We start from the raw sequence: 13,352 nt of genomic DNA, 5'->3' as shown, positions 1-13,352 counted from the left end.
TATAAAGTTTGAACCAAGGTAATTACACTATGACTCGCTACTTTGCTCCATTGGCTTACCTCGAACAGGGCTGGGCCCATAATGTTATGCTGACTGTCGATCAAGGTACTTTCATCGAAATCACACCTAACGCCGATGTGACAACAGCAGATACCGTCCTTGATGGCCCCGTGTTGCCTACGGTTGCGAATCTACACTCCCACGCATTTCAACGCCTGATGGCAGGCATGGCGGAAATCGCCACCAACCCGGAGGACAGTTTTTGGAGTTGGCGGGATGTAATGTATCAAACCGCGACAGAGCTCTCGCCAGACGAGTTAGAAATCATCGCCAGCAAGCTCTACATCGAGCTACTAAAGGGCGGGTTCAGCCATGTGGCGGAGTTCCATTACCTTCATAATCAACCGGATGGCACCCCCTACACAAATGTCACAGAGCTTGGTGAAGCCATTTTCCGCGCCGGGCAAAAAATCGGTATGGGGGTGACATTATTGCCCGCTTTATACCAGTATTCGGGGTTCGGACAGCAAACACCTAACTCCGGGCAAGGGCGTTTTATTCAGTCCACCCAAAACTACATTGAGCAATTTCGTGCTTATGAGCGAAAGGTTCAAGGCTACCCGCTACATCAAATGGGGCTGTGCTTTCATTCCTTACGCGCCACCGATTTCGATGCTATTCATACTGTGATTGGCGAACTACACCAAAATCAACCTATTCACATCCATATCGCCGAGCAAACCAAAGAAGTGGATGACTGCCTCACTTTTAGCCAAAAACGCCCGGTGCAATGGCTACTGGATGAATGCAAGATAAACAAACACTGGGCACTGATCCACGCTACCCACCTTTCCCCAGAGGAAGTGCAAGGGATAGCAAACGCAGGCGCTACGGTGGGGATTTGCACCACCACTGAGGCCAATCTCGGGGATGGACTGTTCCCTGCGGTTGCATTTGAACAGGCTGGTGGCATCTGGGGCGTTGGCAGCGACAGTCATGTGAGCACCTCGCTGCAAGAGGAACTGCGCTGGTTTGAATACGGCCAACGACTCAAAGAACGTAAGCGTAATTGCCTCTATAACCATGATCCCAACAGCCCCAGCCAACAACGCATCGGCGACCACCTGTTTAACCAAGCTCTAAAAGGCGGCAGCCAAGCCTGTGGTGTAAAACTGGGGCTCGCTGTCGGTTGTCGCGCCGACTTTATGGTATGGGATGAAGCAGAACCCTTTATCCATGGGAGTAAACCGCAAGATTTACTTAACCGTTGGCTGTTTGGACTAAACAACAACCCGATAAAAGACGTCTTCGTAGCTGGAGAATGCGTTATCAACACTGGTGCTCACACCAACGAGCACGAAGTGGATCTGGCCTTTGCCGAGGTGGTGAAGAAGTACTTCAACCCATAGATCGTATTAGCAACACCTGATCTTATTCTGACCAGTTGATAAAAGTTGCAATCGCTTGGCGCTTGTAAGACCCTTGACGAATACTTGACGTTAGTTACAAAAGATTACCATTAGACCAAGCAACGTCGAGTTATTAGCACAGGGGCTATCCATGTATCGAGCGGTTGCTATTGGCGTTGCCATTTTGTTTGCGTTGTTTACTCTGCTTATCTACAGCGCTGTTGCCTTGCCTAAGCTGGACGGACAAGTAACACTCATTGATGGACAACTTCATCTCCAACATGGCAGTGACAACTCTTCCTACCCAATTCGCTATTTCCTAGCGGGAGATCTGCAAGTTCCCGCGACGGGCAGTCTCGTCATGGAAGAGCCTGACGTGTTACCCAGTTATAGGGCAATGGATGAGCTGTTCGACCAACATCGCCAGCTATATCAAGCAGGAATCAGTGATCAACTGGAAGCTGTCGATTTCTCAGAGAACACGATAGCCATCCAATTTAAGCAACGTCACTTGGCTGACCTGCCGTGGCTATTTTGGCTGCAATCCCTATGTGCGTTGAGCGCTGCCATTATATGTTTATTAGTATGGCTGCCGAGTCACAAAACACTTGCGATCATTACCTTTTGTGGCACAGGTGTGGGATACGCCCTATCCGCTGCCAGTGCCGCCATTTATAGCACGCGAGATACCTTTATCGACGGCAGTTGGTTCGCTTGGCTATCGAGAATCAATGGTTTGGGAACGGTATTGTTTGTGACGTCGTTAGCCCTATTTTTGTGGCACTTCCCCAATCAAAAACCACGGAAATGGGCGATTGTCACCATTGCCGTGCTTTATCTGGCACATCTCATTACTCACCTTGGCAAATTTGCCCCGTCACCGGCAGAGGGTATGTACGCTTGGGTGATGGTGCTATTTGTGTTTGGGCTAGTAGGCTCCGCTTTTCAGTGGTATGGAACCCGCGCCCAGCCCGGCGAGCGAGTTGTGCTCACCTGGGTGTTACTGTCTATTTTATCGGGGACAATATTTTTTACCGCAGGGATGATTATCCCGGTGTTGTTGGGTACTGCCGAAGCGTCAGATCAGGCACTACTCCTAGCGACTTTTTTGTTTATGTATGTGGGCATCATGTTTGCCGTGATCCGGTTTCGCCTATTCGACATCCAACGCTGGTCGATGGCGATCTGGTCCTGGTTACTCGGCGGTGTCGCTGTTCTGGCCTGTGATTTTCTGCTTATTTCTATGTTATCCATCAACGCAGCCAACAGTTTAGCAATTTCCTTAGCGATGGTAGGTTGGTTCTATTTCCCAATGCGGCAATGGCTGTGGAATCGACTGTTTAGCCGCCCACAGCAAGGGCTAGATCATTGGCTCAGAGAAACCCTGCCACAGCTCTTAAAACGGGATGAGAAAATCAGTAATAAACAGCTCATTGATGCCATGGTGGCGGTGTTTAAACCACTTAACCAGCGTCTTGAACACTCAATTTCGGACACACGACTATCGTCAAATGGTGAAGCTCTCTGGGTTGCGCTTCCAGAAGGACAAACTTTGCAGTTACAACATCCAGATCAAGGTAGACGCATTTTTAATCGACAAGATATCGAGACAGTGAACCTCGTCCTAGCTCTGCATTCTTTGATCGCAGATATTGAAACAGCGAAGCAAGAGGGGGTCATGGCGGAGCGTCATCGTATTCGACGGGACTTACATGATGACTTAGGCGCCAAATTATTACGCCTGCTCCACCAAAGCTCAGGGGAATCTCGCACGCTGGTACGGGAGGCCATTCAAGACTTGCGCAATCTTCTCAATGGCAGGCACTTACTGACGGTCAATATCATGACTGCCGTGGCAGATTGGCAGCAAAAGGCACAAAGCCGCTGCAATGAATGTGGCATCACACTTCATTGGCACCATGATGTCAGCCCTGCGTATCTTGGCAGCCTACAGCATGAACATCTGGAGCAAATCCTACAGGAGAGTCTTAGTAACGCATTGCGCCACCCGGCAACACAATGGATTAACGTGACGATCAACAGCCAATCCAATGCGTTTAGTCTAGTGATCGAAAATAACTGTGCGAGTGAGCATACAACTGACGTTGCGACAGGACTTGGGATCAAACATATTCGCGAACGTACCGCCATTCTACAAGGACACGTTCAGATATCGAATTGCAATCACGTTTGGTGTGTTCAGGTCGACATCCCGTTAGCACCTTCCCCCTAAGTTGGGGGGCAAACAATCAATATATTTCGCTATGATTATGAACGATAAAAGCGAGGAAAAAGATGTGATAGCGATTTCACACGTATTGATTGTTGAAGACATTCCGGAGATTCGTGATTGGCTTTACGGGCGCATCATGGACGCCTTTACTACCCCCACTATTATGTCAGTCGCTTCGTTAGCTGCCGCCAAGGAAGCCATAAAACAACGCACTTGGGACCTCGTCCTACTCGATTTAGGCCTACCAGATGGCAATGGCACTGAATTAATTCGCCCTCTCAAGACCTATTCTCCCAACTGTCATTGCATCATTACGACAATCTTTGATGACAGTGAGCATATTTTTCCAGCACTTTCAGCGGGAGCCGATGGCTACTTGCTCAAGGACGAAGAAGAAGGGGAGTTTTGCAACAACCTACGGGGTATACTCGCTGGTCGCCCGCCCCTATCTAGCTCCATTGCTCAGCAAGTACTCATGTCACTACGTCGTCCGACACCGCCGCCAGCATCTTCCTTGACCCCCAGAGAAGAGGAAATTTTGGTATTGATCGCTAGGGGGTATCGCTGCAAAGATGCGGCGAATGCTTTAGGCGTGTCATACAACACGGCGTGTGGCTATCTCAAAAGCGTCTATCAGAAATTACAAATCAATAGTCGTGCCGAGGCCACCCTCAAAGCCATCGAACTAGGCATTATTTCCACAACCGATACCCCCTGAATGGGGGTGCGATAATCTTCGTGCTTCTCCTATTGTTTAAAATAACTTTAGCAAGGAGAGACACATGAAATCTAAACTCATTATCGCCGCCAGCATCGCTACCTTACTTACTGGTTGTGCTTCTACTGGAACAGGTGGCGGAAGTAGCGACCAGCTTAATAGCAAAAACGCAGCCACACTCGAAACCCAAAAAGATGTTTACATCGCCCAATTCGCAGTCACCTTCGTGACCAAAGATTCCGCGTCGTCCAAATCGACTAGCCCGATGATCCGCAATCGCAGTGCATCGGAATACGCGAAAAGCATCCTTAGCGCTCGCTTAACAGGGGTTCCTGAAAGCACCTTCCAGAAAATTGCCGATGAAGCCTATAAAGACTTCGTCGCAGACCTAACGGCAAAAGGGTTCAACGTTAAGCCCGTTAGCGACCTGCAAAAGCTAAAACCTTGGCAAGATTTAGAGGCATTACCGCTACCTTATACACCGTCTGGATTGTCCGGATTCCTAAGCAAACCATCACTTGAAGAAATCACTTACTCAGCGAAACCGTTAAGCGTATTTATGGTGCCAGACCAAGTAAACCAGGTAAAACCCATGCCGTATGCCTTTGCTGAATTAGCGGAAGCGGCTGGCGCACCCGTCTTTGCCGTTAACTACAACGTGCATTTTGCTTACTTCGATACCGACACTGACTACGAAGTGAACTATTTCAAAGATGTTCCCGCCAGCGGCGGTCCTAGTACGACACTTAGCGCATCCGTCACCCTCGGCCAAGGAATCCAGGTAACGCCGGGCTCTGCGGCACAGTTCTTAGTTGACCTAGGTGGCACCTTCTCTGATAACGGCTTTGTCAGCCTGAAAGAACCTATCGTGGTCGGCGGCGCTTACGGACGCAACGAAGATACCACTTCCGATGGTCAAAAAGCGGCCAATGCCCTGAGCTCTGCAGTCGGCTTCTTCACCGGAGGCTCTACCAAAACGACGGAAATATCCGTGGTCGCCACACCTGAATACTATGAATACGGCGCTCTCAAAGCTATTGATGCAGCCAATAACCGCATTGTAGACGGCTTATCCACAAACTAGTCGCACCTTACTTCGCCCTCTTGTCTTGCTCTCCCCACAAGACAAGAGGGCGTATTTCTAAACCTAAAATAGGACAGTGGAAACAGCGGGTATCTAGACCTGCTGTATCCACGAAGCTAATTAGCTACGATCATGGTCAACTAAGAAGTCTTTAAACTGATCAACTGAACCGGTGAAGATGTGGAAAAACTCTGTCACTTTCGCCTCGGTTAGCCCGCCATTGGATAGCAAATCTGCTTCCAGTGTCGGATCGCGGTCATCATCAAGATAAGCCCGAGATAGACGACGGGTTTTATTCCATTCATTGATATCAGCGTAGGAAATACCCACACCGCTCACTACGTAGTAGGCTTGCAGGTCCCCATCCTCTAAGTTCAAAAGGTACATGGTATCCCCATCTACTCGGACACGGATATAACCATCATCAGCCATAGACACACTGGTGTAGCCGTCTTCCTCTAATAATTGGACCAATTGATGATCAGCAAAACGATCTCTAACTTGCTCGTCCGCTGATGCCATGGTCGAAACGAGACTAACAAAGCCAGCGACTAGGATAAAAAGTAAGCGCATAGGGGTACCTTCTAGTAAATGAGTGCAGATTGACTCAGTTTGGACGATTTTATATAAGATTGGACTGATATATATCATTTAGTGTCGGATAAATACACCAATGGGTCGAAGGAAGATTGCTTCATGCAACAATAAAAATTATTTGCTAAGTTATGCGGTCTGAATCTAAATGAAGCGAACACCTTGCAACTACCACTGGTATTCCACTCCCACTATAGTATCCCGTTCCCAGAGCGCCATCGCTTTCCCATGGCAAAATTTCGGCTATTGGCGGAGCATTTGCGAACGACTGGGATTTTGACCGACGAGAATGTCTATGAACCGGGGCCACTGTCTTTAAGCGTTTTAATGAATGCCCATGATCCGGCCTATGTGCAGCGTTTTATTCGCGGGCAACTCACCCAGCAAGAAGAGAAAGACATTGGTCTGCCCTGGAGCGAGTGGCTAGTGGAGCGTACCTTGCGAGCGGTATCGGGGACGCTGTTGACCGCCCAATTAGCATTGGAGCATGGTTTGGCATGCCATTTGGCTGGCGGCACTCATCATGCTTTCCCTGATCGTGGCGCAGGCTTCTGCATCTTTAACGATCTCGCTGTAACGGCGGTGGAATTGGTTCGTTCCGACAAGGCTAGCAAGGTCATGATTGTGGACTGCGATGTACACCAAGGGGATGGTACGGTGGCCTTTTTCGAGCATAACCCTGCAATCATTCCCGTCTCTTTCCATTGCGAAGACAATTATCCAATGGAGAAACAGTCAGGTGGTATCAATATCCCTATTCCCAAAGGCTGTGACGACGACGCTTATCTAGAGATCGTTAAGCAAAATCTACCTACCTTACTCGAAACCCACCGACCAGACTTCGTGTTATACGATGCCGGAGCCGATGTACATCAAGATGACCGCTTAGGACATGTGATGTTAACCGATGCCGGTATTCTCGCCCGCGATCACTACATACTGACGAGCTTGATGCAAGCCAACATCTCTACCGCCTGTGTGATTGGTGGCGGTTACGATCATGATCACGCTAAGGTCGCAAGGCGTCATGGATTGTTGCACCAAGCGGCAAACCAAGTATGGCAACAGTTTAAGCATGATAATAAAAAAACGCCTGAGAAGGTGTTAACCCACTCAGGCGAACCAAAGGGACTGTAACAGTCCTTCTTCCTATTTAAGCTCCAGCTAATTAGGATCGAATAAAGTCGTTACTCCGGTTGCACCAAGATGCCATCAAAGAAAGCAGCGAGTTCGTCCGTAGCCTTCAGTGGCAGTACCTGTGCGATATACTGATCTGGGCGAACCACGATCATACAGCCCTGTTCACGGTTAATACCGCGCATGGTGAAGATATCCCCCAGCCCCTTGTGATCCACACAGAAGACTTTTTCATGGTCTTGTAGACCCAGTTTGCCTTTTGTTGGGCGCAACAAAGATGGCATCTTGTCGTATTCCAATTCATCAAAAGTTTGTTGGAAGACCCCTCGGAAATCGATCACGGAATCAATGTCATCCCCTTCACGGGTGTATTTCACCACAGGCGAGTTGGCGTCTTGCTCTAGCCAATCCGCTAATCGATGAATGGCGGAATCGGTGCTGCCATCGTTTTCACCGGCAAAGGCATAGATGCGCCAACGACCATCCGCTTCGGCCACGTGACCGAGTTGCAGTTGCTTTGCATCCGACAGACGCACGACAGGGGCCGAGTGGAAGCGACGGCCAACTTCTTCCCCAGTCGCCAAGGCTTGATATTGGTTTGAGCCAGTTAAGCGGGACTGGTCGTACTTCACCGCCAAGCCACCGGTAAACTCTAGGTTCAATTTGAACTGACGCACAAAGCGCGGCTCGTCACCGCCATCTAACTCAGACTCCCCTGGAGGTGCCGACATAATCCGAGCCCACTCGTGGTCTGTTTCCACGAGTCGCTTGGCTTCCAACCAACGCTCTTGGGAGTAGGTATGCAGTAGCGATGCGTCCGCTTGACCACGTAATACATGTGCCAACTTCCAACCTAAGTTAAACGTATCCTGCATGGACACGTTCATACCTTGGCCTGCTTTCGGACTGTGGGTATGACAGGCGTCGCCAGCAGTGAATACGCGAGGGTTACGATTTGCTCGCTCACTGTCTGGTACATCGTCAAAGCGATCAGTCATACGATGACCAATTTCATAGACTGACCACCACACCACTTCTTTTACGTCGATAGAATAGGGCGCCATAATTCGGTTCGCCGCAGCGATGGTGTCTTGAGCCGTGAAATTACGATTTGCCACCCGCTCATCGTCTTTTAGCTTGTCCAGTTCCACATACATGCGGAATAAGTAACCACCTTCACGGGGAATAATCAGCACGTTCCCTTCTGTTGCCGACGTAATCAGACATTTTTGGCGAATATCAGGAAAATCTGTATTCGCGAGGATATCCATTACTCCCCAGGCTTGGTGAGCGGCATCCCCATGTAGTTCACCACCGATAGCCTTGCGCACATTGGAGCGGGCACCATCACAACCGACCACATAGTTGGCGCGTACGGTTTTGGTTTGGCCGGCATTCACACCGGTATTGACTAGAACCACCGTCACGGGATGATCTTCGGTGCTGTTATCAACCGTTAGGCTTTGTACTGACCAGTTGTAATCTGGCTGCATACGGGTTGGAGCGTTGCGCATGACTTCAAGGAAAAATTCGTGGATGCGCGCTTGGTTAATAATGGCGTGGGGCATTTCAGAAGAATCGTCAGCCACGTCTTGCACACGGCCAAGGCGTTTAATACGCGTACGATCTTGTGGGTCTGGCATCCAGAAATTCGTTTGGTTCACCCAGTAGCCTTCCCGCTTTACCTTGTCGGCAAAGCCAAAGGCTTCGAACATTTCCATGGTGCGGGTGTTGATGCCGTCAGCTTTGCCACGCTCAATATTCTCTGGGCTGGCTTCCACAATCATGGTGCTAATTTCCGGGAATTTCGCCAATTGCGCAGCTAAACATAGACCCGCTGGACCGGTGCCAGCGATTAGCACATCAACTTTTTCAGGTAATGGGGCGTTGGTGGAGTATTCACGACGATTGGTTGGCGCAGCGTTTTTGATATCAGGGTTACCACCACGGAAACCATCAACATAGAATTGCATAGGTCATGCTCCTTCGATCTTCTGATCAGTCAGTTATTCTTATTAATAGTATGTATGCTTACTATATTTCAAATCTTAGACCATGAATTGAGCCTTTGTCAAACTAGTAAGCACACAAACTATAAATTCTTGCTGTATAATCCCGTTTATCCGGCAACTCACTAATGGACTTCACATGACACTCTTTGCCATGCCAGGGCACTTGATTCGACGCTTGCAGCAGCGCTCTAACCAAGTGTTTCAGGAAAAAATGAAACAGCTAGAACTCGATATCACTTCGGTACAGTTTGCGGCGATGCACGCCCTGTATGATGAAAAGCAGATGGAACAAGCCCAAATCGCTGCTCACATTGCCTACGACAAGGCCACGATTGGGGGGGTTATCGACCGGTTAGAAAAGAAAGGTTGGATCTCCCGCACACCTAGCCTCAAAGACAAACGGGCCAAGATCGTCACTCTGACAAAAAGTGGAGAAGCGATTTTTTTGCAATTGCTACCTGAAGTACAAAATTTACAAAGCGATATTCTCAACGGTTTAGATCAGCAACAGACAACGCTATTTATCGAGCTTGCCAGCATTGCTGTTTCTCAGAAAAAGTAAAATTTTAGTCCCTTCCACCTAAAAGATAGCTTTACTGTTATAATGATTTTTCCTCGTTTCGTCATTTATCCTCGATAGCTGGCCTAGCGCCATGTAGTTATCGAGAGTTTTTATGCCACCTTTGCGCCTTAGCTACCAAACCGTTGAGTTTGGTACAATCGACATTCATCTTTGCACATTACGTAATATTCAAGAATTTCATGATCCAGATGGGATTGCCGAGAAATTGGGAATATCATCAGAGACATGGCCAATCTTCGGTGTACTTTGGCCATCGAGCTTAGTGCTGGCGCATCATATCTGCGACTACGAAGTAGAAGGAAAACGAATTCTAGAAATTGGTTGCGGCATGGCGTTAAGCAGCTTACTACTCAACAAAAAGTGCGCCAACATCACCGCAACAGATTACCACCCAGAAACACAACTCTTCCTAAATCGAAATTCACAGTTAAATGGAGATCGAGTCATTCCTTATGAGCGTACCGATTGGGCGAGCCATGACGATTCTTTAGGAAAATTCGATATAATTATCGGTAGTGATCTTCTATACGAAGACGTCCATATTGCTCTACTAGCCGACTTTATTGAGTCCCACTCCCAACCAGACTGTAAAGTAATTATCGTTGACCCTGGTAGGGGGCGTAAAAATAAGCTGACTAAACGTATGTTGGAATTTGGATTTTCCTCACAACATTACAAGCCAGAACACACCAACTATCTAGAATATCCTTTTAAAGGCCATATACTCGAATATAGCCGAACTGCTGCGCAACCCCCCTCTGTAGACGACTAGATGAACTCCCGAAGCTGGATGGGATTATTCTCAGGGTCGAGGATATTTGCCACTTTAAAGATAGGGTTTGACCATTCTCCTTCGAGGGCAGTACCACCAAGCTGTTCAGCTCGACTCTTGGAATCACGAATACTGGCAACTGTGATAAACGCTTTTACTGGGCCGGGTGACGTAAACTCAATCCCCTGTGGCGGTGAGTGCAAAACAATATTGAGACCTTCTTTACCAAGACTCACCAACTCTGGCGTACTTTTCAGCTCCACCATGTCGAACAACTCTAGGTAGAAATGGGCTAAACCCGCCGGGTTTGCAGTGTAAACAATCACACCAAATTGAGCCGGACCGGACATAGAGGTTCCTATGTTGATTTAGTCTAGTATGGTTGCTATTCGCCGCTTACTTAATGGCAATATAAACGTGTACTTTGCCATAAGTTTCATACCACTCGTAGTCGGTAGTGTAAGCTCGTTCTTCAGCGCCTTCGCTGGCAAAGTACTGCCAAACTTGCCCCCACAAATCGATCACTACCTGCGGCATCTCCCCTTCCCCAGAGAAAACCTTGTATTTTCCCTCTGCCAGCTTCACCGTTTCCAAACCATCTTCGTTGGAAAGCTTGTCGGCTGCGGCGTAGACATCAAACTCACCGTTCACATCGGATTCGTAGTGGGTGTAAACACCGTAAACGTTCGCGCCTTCTTGCAATCGGGGTTGCACAACTTCGCCAAACTGAGCCCATAAACCACCGATTTTTCCGGTTTCTGGTGACATTTCTAGGCTATTCGCTGTTCTCACTTTGATACCAGACACAAGCATGGCGGGAAGATTGGTTTTAATCATTTTATCGTCCTTTTCTCAGATTTGGGTGGGGCAACAAAAACACTTTGTAACATGGATGGATGACGGATACATTATCGGTTATTCATATCTCCCCAAGTTTAAGGACATACCATGAGCGAGAACCGCATCAATATTAACGTGAATATTCAGGGAAAGAGCCTGATCATCGCTTATTTACTGTGGTGGTTCTTGGGGTTTCTAGGCATTCACCGCTTTTACTTGGGCAAGACTGGCACAGGTATGGCAATGTTGCTGCTGTTTGTAATTGGCTCAGTGACGGCGTTTATTGGCGTTGGATTTATTCTGCTCTATGCTCTAGGGATTTGGTGGCTAGTGGACGCCATTCTTACCTATATCAATACCGATGCCGCAAATCAGGCCAGCGCAACTTATAGCACAATCAATATTGAACGTAGCGTGACCGACAAGCTGGACGAACTAGACAAGCTGCACGCCTTGTATGAAAAAGGCGCGCTAACTAAAGAAGAGTATGAGCGAAAGAAAGCTCAGTTGATGGGGTAAATTAGTTCAGCGCCTGAACACTTAAATTCGCCTGGGACCAAAACTTCCACTCACCTTTGTGCTGGCGAAATACCTGCAAGGCCTCTAGATCGTTGTCCATAAACTCGGGGCCATTTACTTTTTCGGTGCGCTGCTTAACTCGGGCATAAGCATAGCCTCCTTCTTCTCCGACGAAATGGTACTCCAACAAGGTGTACTGCAAATCATATAGGGGAAAGAGCTGGTTGAGTGCCTGGCGTGTCGGTAAATAAGCAATAGAGTCGGGATGCATGGTCGCCATCACTGCCGAGACATACTCATCTTCGGTATGTTGTAAATTCTGTTCTACTAGTTCCCGCAGATCGGTCGCGGTATCGGCGAATGCAGTAGAAGAAATGAACATAAGGGGGAGGAGAATTTTGCGCATAAGTAGTTCCTATTTTGTTTAGAGCAAACGAATTGCTGCTCATTCCTTGTGATGTTACCTATCCTAAAACAGTCGCCACTAAAATCCCATAAAGTACCGTTATGATTTTCGACAAAAGCGCAATTTTGTCCAATACTCACTCCTCTGCTCAAGCTAAGATGCCATGAGATGAATCGGTAAGTTAAGGGGAATTTATGCCAGACAGCCATCAATTTCAGTACGTGCGCAGCCATGAAGATATGAGCTTAGTACTGCTGAACGCTTCGATGACATCCTTTTCCTATGGCACTCACTCCCATGAAGAGTACTCGCTTGGGGTTACTCTCTGTGGTCAGCAGAACTTCTATGCCCAAGGCCAGTTTCAAAAAAGTCATCCAGGTAACGTCATGATGTTTTCCCCTGATGATGCCCATGACGGATCACCTGGGGATCAGCAAACCTTGACCTACAAAATGCTCTATGTGCACCCAAATGATCTAGCACCTGCATTTGCCGCTCTGGGAATTCAGAATATAGATAGTTTACGGTCTAAAACAAATGTGTTTGACCAACCGAGACTACGTCAGCAAATTTTACGACTAGCGACCTTAATTGAAGATGGCTCTACCCGCAGTGATGAGTATACCAGTGGCTTATTTAATCTCGCCGAGGAATTGGTCGTCAGCTTTGGCGAACAGAATACGGCAAACATACTGCAATCCCACACAGGATTGGAGCGGGCGAAATCCTATCTTCAAGATCACTATGCTGACGAAGTGAATTTAGATACGTTGGCTTCTATCGCCTGCTTATCCAAATTCCATTTTCTACGACAATTTAAACAGTACACAGGGATGACACCCCATCAGTACTGGCTTAATGGTCGGATTGCTCGAGCTCGACAGGCACTAGCACGGGGAATTCGAGCCACCGATGTAGCGCACCAGCTTGGGTTTAATGACATCAGCCATTTCAATCGACGCTTTAAACCCATTTTTGGCATAACGCCGCACCAGTACCAACGGCTCATACAGCCACAATAACTTGCTTACCTTTCCATTTTTTA

The 13,352-nt window shown here is 48.0% G+C and carries 14 protein-coding genes; 9 read left to right on the top strand and 5 right to left on the bottom strand.

Going from position 1 to position 13,352, the window contains the following annotated elements; translation table 11 throughout:
• Positions 1–29: 29 nt before the first annotated feature.
• The 4 genes from FJM67_RS06810 to FJM67_RS06795 all read left to right on the top strand — a co-directional run bounded on the left by FJM67_RS06810 (position 30) and on the right by FJM67_RS06795 (position 5,444).
• Positions 30–1,409 (top strand): formimidoylglutamate deiminase, encoded by a 1,380-nt coding sequence (locus FJM67_RS06810; protein ID WP_140588034.1) that lies wholly within the window; start codon positions 30–32, stop codon positions 1,407–1,409.
• A gap of 151 nt (positions 1,410–1,560) precedes the next feature.
• Complete coding sequence (locus FJM67_RS06805; RefSeq protein WP_140588033.1) at positions 1,561–3,642, top strand: sensor histidine kinase; 2,082 nt, start codon at positions 1,561–1,563, stop codon at positions 3,640–3,642.
• Between the two features lie 37 nt (positions 3,643–3,679).
• Entirely contained in the window at positions 3,680–4,360 is a 681-nt protein-coding gene (locus tag FJM67_RS06800; RefSeq protein ID WP_235890004.1) for a response regulator, read from the top strand.
• 64 nt (positions 4,361–4,424) lie between these two features.
• Positions 4,425–5,444, top strand: coding sequence for a hypothetical protein (locus FJM67_RS06795; protein ID WP_140588032.1), 1,020 nt, complete (start codon positions 4,425–4,427; stop codon positions 5,442–5,444).
• 120 nt (positions 5,445–5,564) lie between these two features.
• On the opposite strand, the gene FJM67_RS06790 is transcribed toward FJM67_RS06795, so the two are convergent.
• The gene (locus FJM67_RS06790) at positions 5,565–6,017 is read right to left on the bottom strand and encodes a YbjN domain-containing protein (protein ID WP_181161443.1); all 453 of its coding nucleotides are present in this window, start codon (positions 6,015–6,017) and stop codon (positions 5,565–5,567) included.
• Between the two features lie 183 nt (positions 6,018–6,200).
• Here FJM67_RS06790 and FJM67_RS06785 point away from each other — a divergent pair, with 183 nt between their 5' ends.
• Positions 6,201–7,175: a histone deacetylase family protein gene (locus tag FJM67_RS06785; RefSeq protein ID WP_235890003.1), complete on the top strand. Its 975-nt coding sequence runs from the start codon at positions 6,201–6,203 to the stop codon at positions 7,173–7,175.
• Positions 7,176–7,225: 50 nt separating this feature from the next.
• On the opposite strand, the gene FJM67_RS06780 is transcribed toward FJM67_RS06785, so the two are convergent.
• On the bottom strand, positions 7,226–9,148 hold the full coding sequence (locus FJM67_RS06780) for an FAD-dependent monooxygenase (protein WP_140588030.1): 1,923 nt from the start codon (positions 9,146–9,148) through the stop codon (positions 7,226–7,228).
• Between the two features lie 175 nt (positions 9,149–9,323).
• Between FJM67_RS06780 and FJM67_RS06775 the strand changes: the two genes are divergently transcribed.
• Both FJM67_RS06775 and FJM67_RS06770 read left to right on the top strand, forming a co-directional pair.
• Complete coding sequence (locus FJM67_RS06775) at positions 9,324–9,749, top strand: MarR family winged helix-turn-helix transcriptional regulator (protein WP_140588029.1); 426 nt, start codon at positions 9,324–9,326, stop codon at positions 9,747–9,749.
• Positions 9,750–9,861: 112 nt separating this feature from the next.
• Positions 9,862–10,542, top strand: coding sequence for a class I SAM-dependent methyltransferase (locus tag FJM67_RS06770; RefSeq protein WP_140588028.1), 681 nt, complete (start codon positions 9,862–9,864; stop codon positions 10,540–10,542).
• Here the strand turns inward: FJM67_RS06770 and FJM67_RS06765 are convergent.
• Positions 10,539–10,892 (bottom strand): VOC family protein, encoded by a 354-nt coding sequence (locus tag FJM67_RS06765; protein WP_140588027.1) that lies wholly within the window; start codon positions 10,890–10,892, stop codon positions 10,539–10,541. The genes FJM67_RS06770 and FJM67_RS06765 overlap by 4 nt on opposite strands.
• Positions 10,893–10,938: 46 nt before the next feature.
• Positions 10,939–11,379, bottom strand: coding sequence for a GyrI-like domain-containing protein (locus tag FJM67_RS06760; protein WP_140588026.1), 441 nt, complete (start codon positions 11,377–11,379; stop codon positions 10,939–10,941).
• Positions 11,380–11,490: 111 nt separating this feature from the next.
• Between FJM67_RS06760 and FJM67_RS06755 the strand changes: the two genes are divergently transcribed.
• A complete protein-coding gene (locus FJM67_RS06755; RefSeq protein WP_140588094.1) occupies positions 11,491–11,901 on the top strand; it encodes an NINE protein in 411 nt (136 codons plus the stop codon).
• A gap of 1 nt (position 11,902) precedes the next feature.
• Here FJM67_RS06755 and FJM67_RS06750 read toward each other — a convergent pair whose 3' ends face one another.
• Complete coding sequence (locus FJM67_RS06750; RefSeq protein ID WP_140588025.1) at positions 11,903–12,307, bottom strand: hypothetical protein; 405 nt, start codon at positions 12,305–12,307, stop codon at positions 11,903–11,905.
• 194 nt (positions 12,308–12,501) lie between these two features.
• Here FJM67_RS06750 and FJM67_RS06745 point away from each other — a divergent pair, with 194 nt between their 5' ends.
• On the top strand, positions 12,502–13,329 hold the full coding sequence (locus FJM67_RS06745; protein WP_140588024.1) for an AraC family transcriptional regulator: 828 nt from the start codon (positions 12,502–12,504) through the stop codon (positions 13,327–13,329).
• The last annotated feature ends 23 nt before the right edge of the window (positions 13,330–13,352 follow it).

Origin of the sequence: Maribrevibacterium harenarium (genome assembly GCF_006385675.1) — a bacterium.
Classification (GTDB): domain Bacteria; phylum Pseudomonadota; class Gammaproteobacteria; order Pseudomonadales; family Marinomonadaceae; genus Marinomonas; species Marinomonas harenarium.
Note: the sequence above shows the minus strand (reverse complement) of the source record. Positions and strands in the feature narration are given on the sequence as shown.